Source organism: Actinomadura sp. KC345 (assembly GCF_004348515.1).
GTDB lineage: Bacteria > Actinomycetota > Actinomycetes > Streptosporangiales > Streptosporangiaceae > Spirillospora.
Genome location: NZ_SMKH01000020.1, coordinates 1 through 20602, shown reverse-complemented (window position 1 = coordinate 20602; position 20602 = coordinate 1). Strand labels below are relative to the sequence as shown.

General features: G+C 69.0%; 14 protein-coding genes. 13 read left to right on the top strand and 1 reads right to left on the bottom strand.

What is annotated here, in order from left to right; translation table 11 throughout:
- Positions 1 to 46: 46 nt before the first annotated feature.
- The 11 genes from E1281_RS05555 to E1281_RS05505 all read left to right on the top strand — a co-directional run bounded on the left by E1281_RS05555 (position 47) and on the right by E1281_RS05505 (position 17752).
- Positions 47 to 811: an ABC transporter permease gene (locus tag E1281_RS05555; protein WP_347813268.1), complete on the top strand. Its 765-nt coding sequence runs from the start codon at positions 47 to 49 to the stop codon at positions 809 to 811.
- A 7-nt stretch (positions 812 to 818) separates the two neighbouring features.
- On the top strand, positions 819 to 2126 hold the full coding sequence (locus tag E1281_RS05550) for an MCE family protein (protein WP_131876050.1): 1308 nt from the start codon (positions 819 to 821) through the stop codon (positions 2124 to 2126).
- Positions 2123 to 3154, top strand: coding sequence for an MCE family protein (locus tag E1281_RS05545; RefSeq protein WP_131876049.1), 1032 nt, complete (start codon positions 2123 to 2125; stop codon positions 3152 to 3154). Before E1281_RS05550 ends, E1281_RS05545 begins: the two co-directional genes overlap by 4 nt.
- Positions 3155 to 4237 carry an MlaD family protein gene (locus tag E1281_RS05540; RefSeq protein WP_131876048.1) on the top strand — a complete coding sequence of 361 codons (1083 nt, stop codon included), beginning with the start codon at positions 3155 to 3157 and terminating at the stop codon, positions 4235 to 4237.
- Positions 4238 to 4251: 14 nt separating this feature from the next.
- A complete protein-coding gene (locus tag E1281_RS05535) occupies positions 4252 to 5526 on the top strand; it encodes an MCE family protein (RefSeq protein ID WP_243716622.1) in 1275 nt (424 codons plus the stop codon).
- The gene (locus tag E1281_RS05530; protein ID WP_131876047.1) at positions 5523 to 6911 is read left to right on the top strand and encodes an MCE family protein; all 1389 of its coding nucleotides are present in this window, start codon (positions 5523 to 5525) and stop codon (positions 6909 to 6911) included. Before E1281_RS05535 ends, E1281_RS05530 begins: the two co-directional genes overlap by 4 nt.
- The gene (locus tag E1281_RS05525) at positions 6908 to 8362 is read left to right on the top strand and encodes an MCE family protein (RefSeq protein ID WP_131876046.1); all 1455 of its coding nucleotides are present in this window, start codon (positions 6908 to 6910) and stop codon (positions 8360 to 8362) included. The genes E1281_RS05530 and E1281_RS05525 overlap by 4 nt, the downstream gene beginning before the upstream one ends.
- Positions 8363 to 8381: 19 nt before the next feature.
- The gene (locus tag E1281_RS05520) at positions 8382 to 8861 is read left to right on the top strand and encodes a hypothetical protein (protein WP_243716620.1); all 480 of its coding nucleotides are present in this window, start codon (positions 8382 to 8384) and stop codon (positions 8859 to 8861) included.
- The gene (locus E1281_RS05515) at positions 8858 to 10003 is read left to right on the top strand and encodes a hypothetical protein (RefSeq protein WP_131876044.1); all 1146 of its coding nucleotides are present in this window, start codon (positions 8858 to 8860) and stop codon (positions 10001 to 10003) included. Before E1281_RS05520 ends, E1281_RS05515 begins: the two co-directional genes overlap by 4 nt.
- A gap of 388 nt (positions 10004 to 10391) precedes the next feature.
- Entirely contained in the window at positions 10392 to 13859 is a 3468-nt protein-coding gene (gene rpoB, locus E1281_RS05510) for a DNA-directed RNA polymerase subunit beta (protein ID WP_131876043.1), read from the top strand.
- A gap of 20 nt (positions 13860 to 13879) precedes the next feature.
- A complete protein-coding gene (locus E1281_RS05505) occupies positions 13880 to 17752 on the top strand; it encodes a DNA-directed RNA polymerase subunit beta' (RefSeq protein ID WP_131876042.1) in 3873 nt (1290 codons plus the stop codon).
- A gap of 121 nt (positions 17753 to 17873) precedes the next feature.
- Here E1281_RS05505 and E1281_RS05500 read toward each other — a convergent pair whose 3' ends face one another.
- Positions 17874 to 19367, bottom strand: a complete 1494-nt coding sequence (locus tag E1281_RS05500) for a serine hydrolase domain-containing protein (RefSeq protein WP_131876041.1) — start codon at positions 19365 to 19367, stop codon at positions 17874 to 17876.
- A 70-nt stretch (positions 19368 to 19437) separates the two neighbouring features.
- On the opposite strand from E1281_RS05500, the gene E1281_RS05495 reads away from it, so the two are divergent.
- Both E1281_RS05495 and E1281_RS05490 read left to right on the top strand, forming a co-directional pair.
- Complete coding sequence (locus E1281_RS05495) at positions 19438 to 20076, top strand: TetR family transcriptional regulator C-terminal domain-containing protein (protein ID WP_131876040.1); 639 nt, start codon at positions 19438 to 19440, stop codon at positions 20074 to 20076.
- 129 nt (positions 20077 to 20205) lie between these two features.
- Positions 20206 to 20433, top strand: coding sequence for a hypothetical protein (locus E1281_RS05490; protein WP_131876039.1), 228 nt, complete (start codon positions 20206 to 20208; stop codon positions 20431 to 20433).
- Positions 20434 to 20602 lie beyond the last annotated feature (169 nt).

Genomic DNA, 20602 nt, shown 5'->3' with positions numbered 1-20602 from the left:
GGCGGTGAACGCACCCCTGCAGCGGCTGGACGACTTCGGGCACCAGATGTCGTTCTACGCCCGCGCGTTCGCGTGGACGTTCCGGGTGCTGCGCCGCTACCGCACCGAGGTCCTGCGGCTGCTGGCCGAGGTCAGCCTGGGCACCGGCGGTCTCGCCGTGATCGGCGGCTCGGTGGTGATCGTCGGCTTCATGACGTTCTTCACCGGCAGCCAGGTCGGCCTGCAGGGCTACGAGTCGCTGAACCAGATCGGCACGGCCGCGTTCACCGGGTTCATCGCGTCCTACTTCAACACCCGCGAGATCGCGCCGCTGGTGTCGGCGCTGGCGCTGTCGGCGACGGTCGGATGCGGGTTCACCGCCCAGCTCGGCGCGATGCGGATCTCCGACGAGATCGACGCGCTGGAGGTCATGGCCGTTCCGTCGATGCCGTTCCTGGTCACGACCCGGATGCTGGCCGGGATGATCGCGGTCATCCCGCTGTACATCGTGGGCCTGCTGGCCTCCTACGGCGCGACGCGACTGATCGTGACCGTGTTCTACGGGCAGTCGACCGGCACCTACGACCACTATTTCCATTTGTTCCTACCGCCGAACGACATCTTGTGGTCGTTCGGCAAAGTGATCATATTCTCGGTGCTGGTGATGCTGATCCACTGCTACTACGGCTACCACGCGAGCGGCGGCCCGGCGGGCGTCGGCGTCGCGGTGGGCCGCGCGGTGCGCACCAGCATCGTCGTGATCAACGTGACGGACCTGCTGCTCGGGATGGCGATCTGGGGGACCGATACCAGCGTCCGGATCGCGGGGTGATGGCGCGATGAGCGAGCGCGTTCGGTTCCGGGTGCTCGGCCTCTCGATGATCTTGGTGATCATCCTGCTGCTGGCCCTCACCGTGGCCCTGTTCAACAAGACGTTCACCCGGTCGACCGACGTGACGGTGGAGGCGGAGCGCGCCGGCCTGCAGCTGCTGTCGCACTCGGACGTCAAGGTCCGCGGCCTGATCGTCGGGGAGGTTCGCGACATCGACGCGACCGCGGAGGGCGCGACGCTGCACCTGGCGCTGGAGCCGGAGAAGGCGAAGCTGATCCCGCGGAACGTGCAGGCGCGGCTGCTGCCGAAGACGCTGTTCGGCGAGAAGTACGTGGAGCTGCACGTCCCGGAGCAGGCCGGGCCGCTGGGGGTCGCCGAGGGCGCCGTGATCCAGCAGGACCGCTCGCGGGTGGCCGTCGAGATCGACAAGCTGCTGAACGACCTGCTGCCGCTGCTGCAGGCGGTGAAGCCGGCGGAGCTGAACGCCACGCTGAACGCGCTGGCGACGGCACTGCAGGGCCGCGGCGAGCAGATCGGGCAGAACCTGGAGCAGGCGGACGCGCTGCTGCGGAAGATCAACCCGGAGCTCGGGACGCTGGTCCACGACCTGCACGGCCTCGCGGACGTGTCCGACATCTACCACGCCGCGGCGCCGGACCTGCTGCAGACGCTCCGCAACCTCAACGTGACGAGCCGGACGGTCACCGACAAGACCGCGACGATCGAGGCGCTGATCCCGGCGACGACCGCGCTCGCGCAGGACGGCGACGCGTTCATGCGGCAGAACGCGCCGAAGATCATCGGTGTCAACATCGCGAACCGGGACGTGCTGAGCCTGGTCGCGAAGTACTCGCCGTCGCTGCCGTGCGTGCTCGCCGGGCTGATGAAGATCAGGCCGGAGGCCGAGCGGGTGGCGGGCGGCAACGGCTCCAAGACGTTCAACCTGACCGTGGAGATCGTCAAGCCGCGGCCGGGCTACAAGAACCCGCTGGACCTGCCGGAGGTGAAGGACCAGCGCAACCCGCGCTGCTACAACCTGCCGAACCCGAAGGTCCCGTTCCCCGACTACCTGGCCCTGGACGGCACCGAGGACGACCTGTGGTGGAAGGACCCCGACCCGCCGAACGCCCCCGCCGGGGGACGCGGCCGGGCGATGTCGAACGTCTTCGTCGACCCGGGCTCCCTGAGCGAGAAGGAAAAGATCAAGAATGTCGTCGGGCCGATGACGCGGACCCCCGCCGACCAGGTCTCCGATGTGTCGGCGCTGATGTTCGGGCCGCTGCTCGCTGACGGATCGGTGGTGACGATCAAGTGAAGACGACGAGCGCGCTGGTCAAGCTGACCCTCTTCGTCGTGGTCACCAGCGTCGCGACCGGCATTCTGGCGATGACGATCTCCAACGTGCGCTTCCGGCCCACCAACAGCTACAAGGCGATCTTCTCGGACGTCACCGGGCTGCTGGAGAACGACGACGTCCGCGTCGCCGGCGTCCGCGTCGGCCAGATCGAGGACATCGAACTTTACAAGGGCCACCAGGCCGAGGTGACGTTCAGCGTCCAGGACGACGGCGCCTTCGAGGCGGGGCTGCCGACGTCCACCCAGGCGCACATCCGCTACCGGAACCTGATGGGACAGCGGTACCTCGCGCTGGCCGACGGCGCCGGGCAGAGCAACAGCTACCTGGACCCGGGCGACACGATCCCGATCGCGCAGACCAAGCCGGCGCTGGACCTGACGACGCTGTTCAACGGCTTCCGGCCGCTGTTCCGCGCGCTGGAGCCCAAGGACGTCAACACGCTCGCCATGCAGATCATCACGGTGCTGCAGGGCGAGGGCGGGACGATCAACAGCCTGCTCGCGCACGTCGCGTCGCTGACCAACACGCTCGCCGACCGCGACCGGGTCATCGGCCGGGTGGTCGACAACCTGAACACCGTCCTCGGCACCATCGACGAGCGGCACGAGGAGGTCAACCAGCTGATCCTCGACCTGCGCGGGTTCGTCAGCGGGGTGTCGGGCGACCGCCAGGCGATCTTCGACTCGGTCGCGGCGATCAACGACCTGACCGGCACCACGCAGGACCTGCTCGCCGACGCCCGTCCCGACATCAGGGACGACATCGCCGGGCTGCGCAAGCTCACCGGGACGTTCAAGGACAACCGGCGCGACATCGACGAGGGCCTGCAGCGGACGCCGAAGCGGCTGGAGGGGCTGATCAACATCTCCTCCTACGGGTCCTGGTTCAACATGTACATCTGCGGTTTCGACGCCCGGGTGCGGCTGCCGGGCGGACCGGTCTACCAGACGCCCGCGATCGTGAACGAGAACGCGAGGTGCAAGTAGATGAGGGTCTCGTTCCGAGAGCGCAACCCGGTCCCCATCGGCCTCGTCGGGTTCGCGGTCATCATCGTGCTGGTGGTGCTGGCGATGAACCTGGAGAAGATCCCGTTCGTCGCCGGCGGCAAGACCCGCACCGCCGCGTTCAAGGAGGCGGCGGGCCTGAAGGCCGACGAGGAGGTCCGCATCGCGGGCGTCAAGGTCGGCGAGGTCAAGGAGCTTGAGCTGGACGGCGACCGCGTCAAGGTCACCTTCCGGGTGGACGACGGCGTGAAGCTCGGCGACCGCACCGAGGCCAGCATCAAGATCAAGACGGTGCTCGGCGCGCACTACCTGGAGCTCATCCCGCGCGGGAAGGGCGAGCTCGGCAGCAACATCCCGATCGAGCGGACGCACGTCCCGTTCGAGGTCGTCCCGGCGATCAGCGAGCTGAGCCAGCGGGTCGGCGCGATCGACCACCAGCAGGTCGCCAAGTCGTTCGACGTGCTGTCGGACACGTTCAGGAACTCCCCCGAGGAGGTCCGGGCGTCGCTTCAGGGCCTGCGGCGGCTGTCGGACACGATCGCGTCCCGCGACGACGAGCTGCACGAGCTGACCGGCAAGGCCAAGGACGTGTCGAAGCTGCTCGCGGACCGCAACCAGGACTTCGCGGCCCTCGTCCAGGACGGCGACAAGGTGCTGCGGGCCGTGCAGGCCCGGCGTGACGTCATCCACCAGCTGCTGATCCGGACCGTGACCCTGTCCCAGCAGGTGAACGCGCTGATCAAGGAGAACGAGAAGCAGCTCCGGCCGATGCTGGACAACCTGTCGGCGGTCAACGAGGTCCTGCTGAAGAACCAGAAGAACCTGGACCGGGTCCTCCAGCTGTTCGCGCCGTTCGCCCGGCAGTTCGCCGACGTGACCGGCACCGGACGCTGGTTCGACTCCTGGATCCAGAACCTCATCCCGATCCCCGCCTCGATCGGGGACGCCCCGGCCGCCGGCGGGAATACGACCCCCCGGCAAGGCGGCCAGAACGGCAACGGACATGGCAACGGCAACGGCCAGACCGGTGTCACCGGCGACAACCCGTTGCCGTTCCTCCCCTGAGCAGGCAGGTTCACGTGCGCAATTCAGCTACCATCCTTCGCCTCGGCGGCGCGATACTCGCCGTCGCAGTGCTGGCTGCCGCGCTCCTGCTGGTGTTCCAGAAGGAGGAGCAGCGCCACATGACGGCGTACTTCACCAAGACCGTCGGCCTGTACCCGGGCGCGGACGTCCGCATCCTCGGCATCCCGGTCGGCGAGGTCACCAGCGTCGACCCGGTCGGCGACTCGGTGAAGGTCGGGCTGAAGTACGACGCGAAGTACAAGGTGCCCGCCAACGCGCAGGCGATCATCATCAACCAGACGCTCGTCGCCGACCGCTACATCCAGCTCACGCCGGTCTACAAGAACGGCCCGGTGATGGCGGACGGCGCGACGCTGACCGTCAGCCGCACCGCGGTCCCGGTCGAGATCGACGACATCGGCGGCAGCCTCAACGACCTCAGCAAGGCCCTCGGACCGGAGGGCGCCAACAAGCCGGACGAGGACGGCACGGGGTCGCTGTCGGAGCTGCTGAAGGTCGGAGCCGACAACCTGGAGGGCCAGGGCGACGACATCCGCGCGACGATCGAGGACACCTCCAAGGCGCTCAGCACGCTCAGCACCAACCGCGGTGACATCGCCGAGACGATCAAGAACCTGCGGGTCATCACCGACGCGATGAAGGCGAACGACCAGCAGATCAAGTCGTTCGGCGGGCACCTCAACGAGGTGTCGGGGCAGCTCGCGGGGGAGAAGGAGGAGCTGAGCGCGGCGCTCAACACCCTCGCCCCGACGCTGCGCAACGTGCAGCGGTTCGTCAAGGGCAACCGCACCGAGCTGGCCTCCAACGTCCGGCAGCTCGCCCAGATCACCGGCGTGCTGGTGAAGGAGCGCGAGTCGCTCGCCGAGATCCTCACGGCCGGCCCGCTGGCCGTCAACAACCTGGCCCGCGCGTACGACCCGATCAGCGGCACGATCCACACCCGCAACAACTTCCGCCAGTTCCACGACCTGGCCGACTGGGTGTGCTCGCTGGCCTACTCGGTCGGCACGCCCGCCAAGGAGTGCCTCGACTTCGTCGAGCCCTACAACGGCATCGGCAAGGCGCTGACGGGCCTGCACCTGGACCTGTCCTGGATCACCGCGCTGACCACGCACTACGACCCGGTGCCGATCCCGCCGGACGCCTACGGCCCGCAGGGCCCGCCCAAGTCGGCCAACGGCGGCGGTGGCGGCGCCCGCACCGACGCCGCCGCGCCGCAGAGCCGGACCAACGACCTCACCGCGCTGATGCCTGGAGGTGGCCGATGAGCACGACAGGGCGCGTGCGCCGGGCGGGACGCCTGGTCGGCCATCGGGCCGGCCGCCGCGCGCGGCTGCTCGGCGTCGCCGCGGTCGCGGGGGCGGCGGCCCTGTCGGGCTGCTCGTTCAACGGCGTGTCGTCGCTGCCGCTGCCCGGCGGCGCCGACCTCGGCTCGAACCCGACGACCGTGAAGATCGAGTTCGCGAACGTGCTGGACCTCGTCCCGCAGTCGGCGGTCAAGGTCAACGACGTCTCGGTCGGGCAGGTCGAGGAGATCGACCTCGCCGGCGGTCCGAGCGGCCAGGGCGGGCGGCGCGGCTGGTACGCGCTGGTCACCGTGAAGGTGCGCGGGGACGTCAGGCTGCCCGACAACGCCGTCGCGACGATCGGCCAGACCAGCCTCCTCGGCGAGAAGTTCGTGCGGCTCGACCCGCCGGAGAACGAGGCCCCGTCCGGGGCGCTCGGCGAGGGCGACCTGATCCCGCTGAACCGCACGACGCGCGGCACCGAGATCGAAGAGGTGCTGTCGGCGATGTCGCTGCTGCTGAACGGCGGCGGGCTGGAGCAGGTCTCCACGATCAGCCACGAGCTCCAGGCCGCGATGGGCGGCCGCGAGTCCACGATCAAGTCGGTGCTGCACCGGGTCGACACCTTCGCCGGGACGCTGGACCGCAACCGGGCCGCGATCACCAGGGCGCTGGACAGCATCGACCGGCTCAGCGGCAAGCTGGCGGCCGAGCGCAAGACGATCCAGGACACCATCGACGAGACGGGGCCTGCGATCGCCGTCCTCAACCGGAACCGCGCCGACCTCACCAAGATGCTCGTCGCGCTGAACAAGCTCAGCCGCACCACCACCAACGTGATCGACCGGTCCAAGGCCGACCTGCTCGCCAACCTGAAGGATCTCGACAAGATCCTGCGGAACCTCAACAAGGCCGGCTCGGACCTGCCGAAGTCACTGGAGACGCTGATCACCTTCCCGTTCCCCGCCACCTTCGAGAACGTCATCGAGGGCGACTACGGCAACGTCCACCTGACCGTCGACCTGGACTTCGAGTCCCTGGGCCGGAACCTGCTCGGCGGCACCGACCTGGAGGGCCTGCTGGGCAGCGGCACGGAGATGCGCGGCATGCTGGAGGTGCCGAACGTGACGCTGCCCGAGACCCCGCTGGGCGTGCTGCCGCAGTCCTCCGGCGGCGGTGGTTCCGGGGGCCTGCCCGGCCTGCCCGGTACGAACCAGCCGGGGAGCCGGCCCGGAAACCAGCCCGGAAACCAACCCGGAAACCAACCCGGAAACCAACCCGGAAACCAACAGGGCCGCCCAGGCGCGCTCGGTCCGCAGTCCGACGACGGCGGCCTGGGGAGCCTGGTGACGGGGGGCCTCTCGTGATCCTCAAACGCGGCATCATCCTCCAGCTGCTCGCCTTCGCGGTGATCACGGTCGTCGGCGTGACGATCGTGCTGGTGAACTACATCGGGGTCGGCCGCGACCTGCTCGGCCGGGAGTACGTCACCTACGTCGACCTCACCGACTCCGGCGGCGTGTTCACCAACGCCGAGGTCACCTACCGGGGCGTCCCGGTCGGACGGGTCGGGCCGATCGAGCTCACCGACGACGGCATCCGCGTCAAGCTGGAACTCGAACGCGGCGAGCGGATCCCGCGCGACGGCACGAAGGCCGTCGTGGCGAACCGGTCGGCCGTCGGCGAGCAGTACGTCGACCTGGTGCCCGCCAAGAAGGGCGGCCCGTACCTGGACGAGGGCGACCCGTACACGATCCCGCGCGAGCGCACGACGCTGCCGGTGTCGACCGCCGAGCTGCTGCAGAACGTCGACTCGCTCGTCGGGTCGGTGAACACCCAGGACCTCGGCATCATCGTGGACGAGCTGAACAAGGCGTTCTCCGGGTCCGCCGAGGACCTCCAGTCGATCCTGGACGACACCGACCGGATCCTGCAGACGATGGACCAGTCGTACCCCGACACCAAGCGCCTTTTGGACAACAGCGTGACCGTTCTCGGCACCCAGCGCGAGCAGGGCGCCAACATCAGGGGCTTCGCGCGGAACCTGAACGAGCTGACCACCTCGCTCCGCGACGACGACCCGGCCCTGCGCAGGACCGTCGACGCCGTGCCGGGCGCGGTGGACGAGACGCACAAGGCGATCAACCAGCTCGCGCCGACGCTGCCCGTCTTCCTGGCCAACCTCACCACCACCGGCCAGGTCATCTCGTCGCGCAAGGCGGGACTGCGCTCGCTGTTCATCCTCTACCCGGTGACGGTCGCGGGCGCGCAGACCGTCACGCCCGGCGACGGGACGCAGCACCTCGGCCTCGCCCTGAACATCGACTCGCCGCCCCCGTGCACCGAGGGCTACGAGAAGGTGGAGCGCCGCTGGCCGCAGGAGACCTCGAAGAAGAAGCCGCGCCTGGACACCGGCTGCAAGGCGCCGAAGGACTCGGACACCGCCGTCCGCGGCCCGCGCAACATCCCGAGCGACGCCATCGCCCCGTACCCGCAGGTCCCGCCCGGGGCCACCGCGGGCGCCGGTTTCCCCGACGGCGGCGCGACCGCGAAGGACGACGAGGACGGTGCCGAGCCGGAGGCCAAGGCCAAGGGCAACGGCCAGGCTCCGGTCGCTCCGACCGCGCAGCTGACGAACGACCGGCTGTACCTGTCGTATCCGGCCAACTCAGTCGAATTCGCTGGATACGATCCAACGACCGGTGCGGTCTACGGACCTGACGGCAAGCGCTATGCGATGCCCCGCAGCGCCGGTACCCGTGAGTTGGGAGAGGAAAACTCGTGGAAGTGGCTCCTGCTCGGCCCGCTGAGCCAGTGAATCCCGGAGGGCGGATCTGATGCGGCGCCGGCTGCCCCTGATCGTGCTGGGCGTCATCGTGACCGGCCTGGCCGTCGCGGCCGGCTGGCTCGGTGTGATCACCCTCCAGAACAAGGGCGAGGCCGACCAGAAGGCGAAGGCGATCCAGTCGGGGCGGCAGATGGGCGTCAACCTGATGTCGCTCAACGCCGACACCGCCCAGAAGGACCTGGACCGCATCGTCGCCGGCACCACCGGTGAGCTGAAGAACAAGCTGGCGTCCCAGTCGAAGGCGTTCATGGACCAGGTCACCAAGGCCAAGGCCAAGTCGACGGTCAACGACGTCGAGGCCGCGCTGGTCTCCATGGACGACGACTCCGCCGAGGTGATGGTGTCGCTGACCGGCACGGTCACCAACGACAAGGTGAAGAACGGGACGCCGCAGTCGTACCGCTATCAGATGGACCTCACGCGGGTCGACGACCGCTGGCTCGTGTCCGGACTGGAGGTTGTCCCGTGACGATGCTCGGCCGGGGCAGGCGCTCCGCCAAGGACAAGAAGAAGTCGGAGACCAAGGGGGATCCGAAGACCAAGGGGGATCCGAAGACCAGGGGGGACTCGGAGACCAAGGCGGGCAAGGCCGCAAAGGAGGCCGCCGAGGCCGCCGATCGCGCGGCGACGGCCGAGGAGCGTGCCGCGAAGGCCGAGGAGGCCGCCGAGGCGGCCCGGCTGGCGGAGGAGGCCGCCGCCAAGGCCAGGGAGGCCGCCCGCCTGGCCCAGATCGCCGCGGACGAGGCCGCCGCCGAAGCCGAAGCCGAGGCAGAGGCCGAAGAGGACGAGGACGAGCCGGACGAGGCCCCCAAATCCCTGGAGAAGTCCGAGAAGGCCCGGAAGGACTCCGAAGTCGCGTCCGACACCGATGACGCGGCAGAGGGAGACTCAGAAGCCCCAGAGGCGACCTCGACCGACATCGAGCCCGAGGCCGAGGAGTCCGGCAAGGACAAGGGCAAGGACGACGACGAGGACAAGGACGACGACGAGGACGACGAGCCGGCGAAGCCGGCCCGCCCGAAGCTCGCAAAGGCCAAGGCGTCGAAGGCGAGCGACGACGAGCACGACGAGCACGACGATGAGGACGAGGACGACGAGGACGCCAAGCCCCGCCGGTCGGTCCGTGCGGGTGGCCTCTCGACGGTTGTCGGCGTCCTGGTCGTCCTGGCGATCGCGCTGGGGGTCGGCACGACGATGCTCGCCCTGAAGGTCCAGGAGCAGAAGGCGACCGACGCGGCGTCCAAGGAGGCCTCGATGGCCTCGTCCCGCGCGGCCCAGAAGCTGTCGTCGTACGACTACCAGACCCTCGACTCCGACCTGAAGGCCGCGTCCGCCACGACGACCGGCGAGCTGCGCGGCCAATACGACAAGCTCGCCGCGCAGCTCAAGACCGCCGCCGTCCAGCAGCAGGCCGTCTCCACCACGACGGTGATGAAGGTCGGCGTCATCAACGCGACCCCGGACAAGGTCGAGACCCTCGTCTACGCCAACCGCTCGTCGGCCACCAAGGACGACAAGCAGCAGCGCCTCCCCGAGCCGCTGCGCATCAAGATGACGATGGTCAAGGACGGCGACAAGTGGCTCGCCTCCGAACTGACCGTCCTCTCCTGACCCGCTTTCCGGCGCACGCGCTCGCCGTGCTCTCCGGCGCTCCAGGCGCCCGGGGGCGCGGCGAAACGCCGCGGGCCCGGGACGGCCGCCGCAGCCGATAAACTATGGCCTTCCTCACTGCAGGTCAGGGCCCGAAAAGTCCAAGTCCGCTCTTGACTGAGAGGCGCTGAGGGGCGATGCTCCATGACAACGTGATGCATACTGCGGCGCTAGAGTTGCGAGCGGTGTACCAGTCGGCTACACTGCCCCTTTGCGCTGCCCTCTGACTATCCGCGTGTGAGAGCACCCCTGCTTTGGCCCTTCTCGGGCCTGTCTGTGCAGGTCTCGGACGTGGATCGTCTGGCGTGCGTGTCACCAGTTACGCCGCGAGCCCTCGGAAGGACCACTCTTGGCAGCCTCGCGCAACGCCTCGAATACCGCAACCGGTCCGAACCGCGTCTCCTTCGCGCGCATCAAGGAGCCGCTCGAAGTCCCGGACCTCCTTGCTCTGCAGACCAACTCCGTTGACTGGCTGCTGGGCAATGAGAGGTGGAAGGCCCGGGTCGAGGCGGCCCAGAAGGCCGGAAGTAAGAGCGTCCCGACCCAGTCGGGGCTGGAGGAGATCTTCGAAGAGATCAGTCCGATCGAGGACTTCTCCGGGACCATGTCCCTCTCGTTCCGCGATCACCGGTTCGAGCCGCCCAAGTACTCCGTCGAGGAGTGCAAGGACAAGGACATGACCTACTCCGCCCCGCTGTTCGTCACGGCGGAGTTCATCAACAACACCACCGGTGAGATCAAGAGCCAGACGGTGTTCATGGGCGATTTCCCGCTCATGACCCCGAAGGGCACCTTCATCATCAACGGCACCGAACGCGTCGTCGTCTCGCAGCTGACACGCTCGCCCGGTGTCTACTTCGACCGCGCCCTCGACAAGGCGTCCGACAAGGACATCTACGGCTGCCGGGTCATCCCCAGCCGTGGCGCCTGGCTCGAGTTCGAGATCGACAAGCGCGACAACGTCGGCGTGCGCATCGACCGCAAGCGCAAGCAGCCCGTCACCGTGCTGCTCAAGGCGCTCGGCTGGGACGAGGCGCGCATCCGTGAGCGCTTCGGCTCCTACGAGTCGATCAACGTCACCCTGGAGAAGGACCACACGTCCGGCCAGGACGACGCGCTGCTCGACATCTACCGCAAGCTGCGCCCGGGTGAGCCGCCGACGCGCGAGTCCGCGCAGACGCTGCTGGAGAACCTGTACTTCAACCCGAAGCGCTACGACGTCGCCAAGGTCGGCCGCTACAAGATCAACAAGAAGCTCGGCCTCGATCTGGACATGCGCCAGGGCACCCTCACCGAGGACGACATCGTCGGCACGATCGAGTACCTCGTCCGGCTGCACGCCGGCGAGGAGGAGGCCACCCTCGGGGCGGTCGCCGTGCCGATCGAGGTCGACGACATCGACCACTTCGGCAACCGGCGCCTGCGCACGGTGGGCGAACTGATCCAGAACCAGGTCCGCCTGGGCCTGGCGCGCATGGAGCGCGTCGTCCGCGAGCGGATGACCACCCAGGACGTCGAGGCGATCACGCCGCAGACCCTGATCAACATCCGGCCGGTCGTGGCCTCCATCAAGGAGTTCTTCGGCACCAGCCAGCTCTCGCAGTTCATGGACCAGACCAACCCGCTGGCCGGCCTGACGCACAAGCGGCGCCTGAACGCCCTGGGTCCCGGTGGTCTGTCGCGCGAGCGGGCGGGCATGGAGGTCCGCGACGTCCACCCGTCCCACTACGGCCGCATGTGCCCGATCGAGACGCCGGAAGGCCCGAACATCGGTCTGATCGGCTCGCTCGCCGCGTACGGCCGCGTCAACCCGTTCGGGTTCGTCGAGACCCCGTACCGCCGGGTCACCGACGGTGTCGTCACCGACGAGATCGACTACCTGACGGCCGATGAGGAAGACCGCTTCATCATCGCCCAGGCCAACTCGCTGATCAACGACGACGGCACGTTCGTCGACGACCGCGTGCTGATCCGCAAGAAGGGCGCCGAGGTCGAACTCGTCCCGCCGCGCGCGGTCCAGTACATGGACGTCTCGGCGCGGCAGATGACCTCCGTCGCCACCGCGATGATCCCGTTCCTGGAGCACGACGACGCCAACCGCGCCCTGATGGGCTCCAACATGCAGCGCCAGTCCGTCCCGCTGCTGCGCAGCGAGGCGCCGCTGGTCGGCACCGGCATGGAGTACCGCGCCGCGACCGACGCCGGCGACGTCATCACCGCCGAGAAGGCGGGCGTCGTCGAGGAGGTCTCCGCCGACTACGTGACCGTCATGAACGACGACGGCACGCGGACGACCTACCGCGTCGCCAAGTTCAAGCGGTCGAACCAGGGCACCTGCTTCAACCAGAAGCCGATCGTCGAGGAGGGCCACCGGGTCGAGGTCGGGCAGGTCGTCGCCGACGGCCCCTGCACCGACAACGGCGAGATGGCGCTCGGCAAGAACCTCCTCGTGGCGTTCATGCCGTGGGAGGGCCACAACTACGAGGACGCCATCATCCTCAGCCAGCGCCTCGTGCAGGACGACGTCCTGTCCTCGATCCACATCGAGGAGCACGAGGTCGACGCCCGCGACACCAAGCTGGGCCCCGAGGAGATCACCCGGGACATCCCGAACGTCTCCGAGGAGGTCCTGGCCGACCTCGACGAGCGCGGCATCATCCGCATCGGCGCCGATGTCGTCCCCGGCGACATCCTGGTCGGCAAGGTCACGCCCAAGGGCGAGACCGAGCTGACCCCGGAGGAGCGGCTGCTGCGTGCGATCTTCGGTGAGAAGGCCCGCGAAGTCCGCGACACCTCGCTGAAGGTGCCGCACGGCGAGCAGGGCAAGGTCATCGGCGTCCGGGTGTTCTCCCGGGACGAGGGCGACGAGCTCCCGCCCGGCGTGAACGAGCTGGTCCGGGTGTACGTCGCGCAGAAGCGCAAGATCACCGACGGCGACAAGCTCGCCGGCCGGCACGGCAACAAGGGCGTCATCTCCAAGGTGCTCCCCGTCGAGGACATGCCGTTCCTGGAGGACGGCACGCCGGTCGACATCGTCCTGAACCCGCTGGGCGTCCCCGGGCGCATGAACGTGGGCCAGGTCCTGGAGACCCACCTCGGCTGGGTCGCCTCCCGCGGCTGGAAGGTCGAGGGCGACGACCAGGACTGGAAGAAGGCCCTCAAGGCGATCGGCGCCGACGAGGCCGAGCCGTGGACGAACACCGCCACGCCGGTGTTCGACGGCGCCCGCGAGGACGACGTCACCGGCCTGATCGAGAGCACGCTGCCCAACCGCGACGGCGACCGGCTGGTCGGACCGGGCGGCAAGGCGAGGCTGTTCGACGGCCGCACCGGCGAGCCCTACAAGGAGCCGGTCTCGGTCGGCTACATCTACATCCTCAAGCTGCTCCACCTGGTCGACGACAAGATCCACGCGCGGTCGACCGGCCCGTACTCCATGATCACCCAGCAGCCGCTCGGCGGTAAGGCCCAGTTCGGCGGCCAGCGCTTCGGTGAGATGGAGGTCTGGGCCCTGGAGGCGTACGGCGCCGCCTACGCGCTCCAGGAGCTGCTGACCATCAAGTCCGACGACGTCCTCGGCCGCGTGAAGGTGTACGAGGCGATCGTCAAGGGCGAGAACATCCCCGAGCCCGGCATTCCCGAGTCCTTCAAGGTGCTCATCAAGGAGATGCAGTCGCTGTGCCTGAACGTCGAGGTGCTCTCCAGCGACGGCATGTCCATCGAGATGCGCGACACCGACGAGGACGTCTTCCGTGCGGCGGAGGAGCTCGGCATCGACCTGTCCCGGCGTGAGCCGAGCAGTGTCGAAGAGGTCTGATCAACTCAAGGGGAAATCTGTTGCTTGACGTCAACTTCTTCGACGAACTACGCATCGGCCTGGCGACCGCTGACGACATCCGCCAGTGGTCGCACGGCGAGGTGAAGAAGCCGGAGACGATCAACTACCGGACCCTCAAGCCGGAGAAGGACGGGCTCTTCTGCGAGAAGATCTTCGGTCCGACCCGGGACTGGGAGTGCTACTGCGGCAAGTACAAGCGCGTCCGGTTCAAGGGCATCATCTGCGAGCGCTGCGGCGTCGAGGTGACCCGGGCCAAGGTGCGCCGTGAGCGGATGGGCCACATCGAGCTGGCCGCGCCGGTCACGCACATCTGGTACTTCAAGGGCGTCCCGTCCCGGCTCGGCTACCTGCTGGATCTGGCCCCGAAGGATCTCGAAAAGATCATCTACTTCGCGGCCTACATGATCACCAGCGTGGACGCCGAGCGGCGCGACCGCGACCTGCCCACGCTGGAGGCCCACATCTCGGTGGAGCGCCAGCAGATCGAGCAGGCCCGCGACGCGCAGGTCGAGGCCCGCCAGCAGAAGCTGGAGGGCGACCTGGCGGAGCTGGAGGAGGCCGGCGCGAAGGCCGACCAGAAGCGCAAGGTGCGCGACGGCGCCGAGCGGGAGATGAAGCAGCTGCGCGACCGCGCGCAGCGCGAGATCGACCGCCTCGACGAGGTCTGGAGCCGCTTCAAGAACCTCAAGGTCCAGGACCTGGAGGGCGACGAGCTGCTCTACCGCGAGATGCGCGACCGGTTCGGCAAGTACTTCGAGGGCGGCATGGGCGCCGCGGCCATCCAGGCCCGGCTGCAGAACTTCGACCTCGACGCCGAGGCCGAGAAGCTGCGCGACGTCATCCGCACCGGCAAGGGCCAGAAGAAGGCCCGCGCCCTCAAGCGGCTGAAGGTCGTCTCGGCGTTCCTCAACACCCGCAACAGCCCGCTCGGCATGGTGCTGGACTGCATCCCGGTGATCCCGCCGGACCTGCGTCCGATGGTGCAGCTGGACGGCGGCCGCTTCGCGACCTCCGACCTGAACGACCTGTACCGCCGTGTCATCAACCGCAACAACCGGCTCAAGCGCCTGCTCGACCTGGGCGCGCCCGAGATCATCGTCAACAACGAGAAGCGGATGCTGCAGGAGGCCGTCGACGCGCTGTTCGACAACGGCCGCCGCGGCCGCCCGGTCACCGGGCCGGGCAACCGTCCGCTGAAGTCGCTGTCCGACATGCTCAAGGGCAAGCAGGGCCGGTTCCGGCAGAACCTGCTGGGCAAGCGCGTCGACTACTCCGGCCGTTCGGTCATCGTCGTCGGCCCGCAGCTGAAGCTGCACCAGTGCGGCCTGCCCAAGCAGATGGCGCTGGAGCTGTTCAAGCCGTTCGTCATGAAGCGGCTCGTCGACCTCAACCACGCGCAGAACATCAAGTCCGCCAAGCGGATGGTCGAGCGGGCCCGCCCGGTCGTGTGGGACGTGCTGGAAGAGGTCATCACCGAGCACCCGGTGCTGCTGAACCGGGCGCCGACCCTGCACCGCCTCGGCATCCAGGCGTTCGAGCCGCAGCTGGTCGAGGGCAAGGCCATCCAGATCCACCCGCTCGTCTGCACCGCGTTCAACGCGGACTTCGACGGCGACCAGATGGCCGTGCACCTGCCGCTGTCGGCCGAGGCCCAGGCCGAGGCGCGCATCCTGATGCTCTCGACCAACAACATCCTGAAGCCGTCGGACGGCAAGCCCGTCACCATGCCCACCCAGGACATGGTCATCGGCCTGTACTGGCTGACGACGCAGAAGGACGCGGCCGAGGGCGAGGGCCGCGCGTTCGGGTCGATCGCCGAGGCGATCATGGCCTACGACCGGGGCGAGCTGGACCTCCAGGCGAAGATCAGCCTGCGGCTCAAGGACGTCCCGCCGCCGCGCGAGTGGATCGCGCCCGAGGGCTACGACCCCGGCCAGCCGTACCGGCTGGAGACGACGCTCGGCCGCGCGATGTTCAACGAGACGCTGCCGGAGGACTACCCGTTCGTCGACGACGAGATCGGCAAGAAGCAGCTCTCGGCGATCGTCAACGAGCTGGCGGAGACGTACCCGAAGGTCGACGTCGCCACGGCCCTGGACGCGCTGAAGAGCACCGGGTTCCACTGGGCGACCAGGTCCGGTGTCACGATCGCGATCGACGACGTCATCACGCCGCCGAACAAGCAGGACATCCTGGCCGGCTACGAGCAGCGCGACGAGAAGGTGCAGCGGGAGTTCAACCGCGGCCTGATCACCGACGATGAGCGCAAGCAGGAGCTCATCGAGATCTGGAACAAGGCCACCGCGGACGTCGCGGTGGACATGGAGGACGCGTTCCCGAAGGACAACCCGATCTGGATGATGATCCAGTCGGGTGCCCGCGGCAACCCGCTCCAGCTCCGCCAGATCGCCGGCATGCGCGGCCTGGTCTCCAACCCCAAGGGCGAGACCATCCCGCGTCCGATCAAGTCGTCGTTCCGCGAGGGCCTGTCGGTCGTCGAGTACTTCATCTCGACGCACGGCGCCCGCAAGGGCCTGGCCGACACCGCGCTGCGCACCGCCGACTCGGGTTACCTGACCCGGCGCCTGGTGGACGTCGCGCAGGACGTCATCGTCCGCGAGATCGACTGCGGCACCGACCGCACGATCCCGTTCGAGGTCGCCGACAAGCTGGCCGACGGCACGCTGGTCAAGCTGGCCACGTCGGAGACCAGCCTGGTCGGCCGCACGATCGCCGAGGACGTCGTCGTCGACGGGACGGTCATCTTCCCGGCCGACACCGACCTGTCCGACTCGGTCGTGTCGCGCCTGGTCGAGGCGGGCGTGGACAAGGTCCGCACCCGCTCCGCCCTGGTCTGCGAGGCCAAGATCGGTGTCTGCGCCGCCTGCTATGGCCGTTCGCTGGCCACCGGCAAGCGGGTGGACGTCGGCGAGGCCGTCGGCATCATCGCCGCGCAGTCCATCGGCGAGCCCGGCACGCAGCTGACGATGCGCACCTTCCACACCGGTGGTGTGGCCGGCGGCGACATCACGCACGGTCTGCCGCGTGTCCAGGAGCTGTTCGAGGCCCGCACGCCCAAGGGCGTGGCCCCGATCAGCGAGGTCGCCGGCAGCGTCAAGATCGACGAGACCGAGAAGTCGCGGAAGGTCGTCGTCGTCCCCGACGACGGCTCCGACGAGATCGCCTACCAGGTGCCGATGCGGTCGCGCCTCCTGGTCAAGGAGGGCGAGCGGGTCGGTGTCGGCCAGCAGCTCATCGCGGGCGCCATCAACCCGCACGAGGTGCTGCGCATCCTCGGCCCCCGCGCCGTGCAGCTCCACCTGGTCCAGGAGGTCCAGGAGGTCTACCGGTCGCAGGGTGTGTCGATCCACGACAAGCACATCGAGATCATCGTCCGCCAGATGCTGAAGCGGGTGAACATCCTCGAGTCGGGTGACACCGAGCTGCTGCCGGGCGACCTGGTCGAGCGTCCGATCTTCGAGGAGCGCAACCGGAACGTCGTGGCCGAGGGCGGGGTCCCCGCCGCCGGCCGCCCGGTCCTGATGGGCATCACCAAGGCCTCGCTCGCGACCGAGTCGTGGCTGTCGGCGGCGTCCTTCCAGGAGACGACCCGGGTGCTCACCGAGGCCGCGATGCACGCCAAGAGCGACCCGCTGCTGGGCCTCAAGGAGAACGTCATCATCGGTAAGCTCATCCCGGCCGGTACCGGCATGCCGCAGTACCGCAATGTCCGGGTCGAGCCGACCGAGGAGGCCAAGGCGGCGGTGTACTCCGTCGGCTCCTACGACGACGGCGCCGAGTACGCCTTCGGCCAGGGCTCCGGCGAGGCCGTCCCGCTGGAGGAGTACGACTTCGGCCAGTACAACCGGTAAGACCCGCACGGTTTGTGATCGGAGGGCCGCCACCCGCATGACGCGGGCGGCGGCCCTTCGCCTGTCCGGAGACCGTTTCGGGACCTGACCGTCGAGGTTCAGCCGGCGACGCCGGGCCGCGTCACCTTTCCACCCCGCCCCGTGGTGGCGGCTCGCTTGTGGGGGAGTGCCGGGGGGTGTGAGTGGCGCGTACCAGGCGGCACAGGGTGGTGGCGGCTCCGGCGGCGGCCGCGGCGCTCGCGGCGATGAGGACGTCGGGTGTCCAGGTCGTGAGCACGTCCATGCCCATCCAGGTGGTCAGCACCACCCAGGCCGCCACGGGCAGCGCGCCTGTCAGGCTCCAGGCGGCGGTGACGACGCGGCTGGGCCGTCCGGCGGGGGCGGGGCGGCGCAGGAGCAGTGCCGAACGACCGGCGGCCAGGAGGAACGCGAGGGCCAGCGCGGTCGTGCCCCAGACGGCCAGGAGGTACCCGGACGCGGAGGGGCCGTCGCCAGGCGTGCCACCCGCGAGCAACGCGGCGGCGCCGAAGCCGGCCTGCATGACGGCGGGGTCCTGGAGGAGGCCGTAGATGTTCTGGTGCAGGACCAGGGCGACGTTCCGCCGTGGTAGCAGGAACATCATCGCCGAGTAGCCGGGGCTCCCGCCCGTGTGCCAGATCGCGTCGTCCAGGGGCGCGTCCAGCCCGCCGACCCGCCAGCCCAGCCCGTAGCCCTGCTGGATTCGGCCGTCCTGGCGCATGAGCCGCACCGAGTCGGCGGTGAGGACGGTGCCGCCGTCGGCGGTCTTCCCCGAACGGAGCTGGAGGGACGCGAACGCGGAGAGGTCGCCGAGGTCGCCGCCCAGGTAGCCGTAGCCGGCGCCGTGGTCGTCGAAGGCGCCGGTCGCGGACGGGAACCCCCAGAGGAGCCGGTGCCCCGGCGGCAGGTTCCGCTTCCTGGCCGAGGCCGAGTCGATGACGGCACCGTCCATTCCCGCCGGGTCGAGGACGGAGCGCCGGACGTGCTCGGCGAACGGGCGCCCGGTGACCGACTCGACCACCGCCGTGAGGACGAGGTAGTTGGCGCTGCTGTAGGCGTACTCGGTGCCGGGGGGCCCGAGCGGTGTCACGTCGTCGAGCGCGCCGAGGCGTTCGGCCGGGCGCGGGCAGTCGGAGTCCAGGCAGTCGGTGACCTTGGGCGTGGCGGACCCGGGGATCCCCGCGGTCTGTTCCAGCAGGTGCCGGACGGTGATCTCGGCGGCGTGCGCCGGACCGCCGAACCGGAATCCGGGGAGGTGCTCGACGACCCGGTCGTCCAGGTAAAGCCGTCCGGACTGGACGAGCGTCATGACGGCGGTCGCCGTGACGGGTTTGGCGAGCGAACCCCACAGGAACGGGGTCTCGGCCGTGACGCGCTCGCCGTTCCCGTCCGTCCCCCAGGCCCGCTGGTGGAGCGGGCCGTCCGGACCGACCACGGCGTAGGCGAGCCCGGGTGCGCGCGTGGCCTCCATCCGTTCGCGGACGTAGTCGTCGATCGCGGTGTACGGGTCGGGCCGCGCCGACGCCGGAGCGACCGGGACGCAGAGAAGGGCCGCCAGCAGGGCCGCGGCGAGCCGCCACGAATGTCGGATGCGCATCGAGTCGTCCTCCGGGGAGCGAATAACCATATCGTCATACGGTTTTACCGTACGACGATATGGTTATCAAGTGCCGAGAACCGCCGATCACGACCAGCGCCGCCGCCAGATCGCCGTGGCGGTCTGCGACCTCATAGCCGAGGACGGGTTCGACACCGTCACCGTCGCCCGCACCGCCGCCGCCGCGGGTATCTCGGTCGGGCTGGTGCAGCACTACTTCCGCACCAAGGACGACATGCTCCTGCACGCGTTCAACCACGTCAGCGCGTCCATCCGCGGCAGGATCGACGAACGGATCCAGGCGGGGATCGAGCACCGGCGGCCCATTGCCGGGGTGCTGGCCGAGGCGCTGGCGGAGTTCCTGCCCCTGGACGGCGAACGTCGCGCGGAGTTTCGCGTCGCCAAGGCGTTCCAGGGCCGAGCCCTGGACGTACCTGCCCTGGCCGAGGTCGACATCGCGACCGCCCGCGCGCTGATCGACGACCTCGCACGGGCGGTTCACAACGGCAAGGAATGCGGGGAGGTCGAGCCGGACCTGGACCCTCGCCCCGCGGCCATCCGCCTCGCCGCCGTGACCGACGGCCTGGCGACGCACGCCTACCGCGACCCCGCGGAACTCGCCGAGATCGCCCCTGCGATCATTGAGACCGAACTCGCCGCCGTCTTCACCGGTGAATGCCGTCAGTACTCCGGCGCGGGTCGCACGTGACGGCGCGATGACCTGGGCATTCACCCGTTTTATTTACCCTGACGGGTGGTTTTGTCGCGATATGCCCCGGGCATGGTGACCGCCGTTGGCTGATGTGCACGACGGGGGAAAAGCATGATGAAGAGGGCAATGACGGGGGTCCTGATCGCCGCGGCCGTCGGGTTCACCGGAGTGGGCGGCGCCACCGCCGCGCAACCGTCCAACGAGCCCGCGCGGCAGGACTGCCGCACCTATTCGAGCGTCAAGGAGTGCGGCCAGCCGAAGCTGAACGAGAAGCAGCGGCAATGCGTGACCGCCGCGACCCAGCAGGGCATGACCGAACGCCGCGCCACGGTGGAGTGCCGCACCTTCGCCTGAACCCGCCGCACGGCCTCTGCCGCGGACCGGGTGACCCCATGATCACGACGATTCGCGTACCGCCTCCACCGCTTCCCTGACGTCGGGGTGCGGGTCGTCGGCGAGAACGTCCAGCAGCTCGGCGACCCCGGGGGTGGTCCAGCGGGCGACCGCCCACACCAGATCCTCC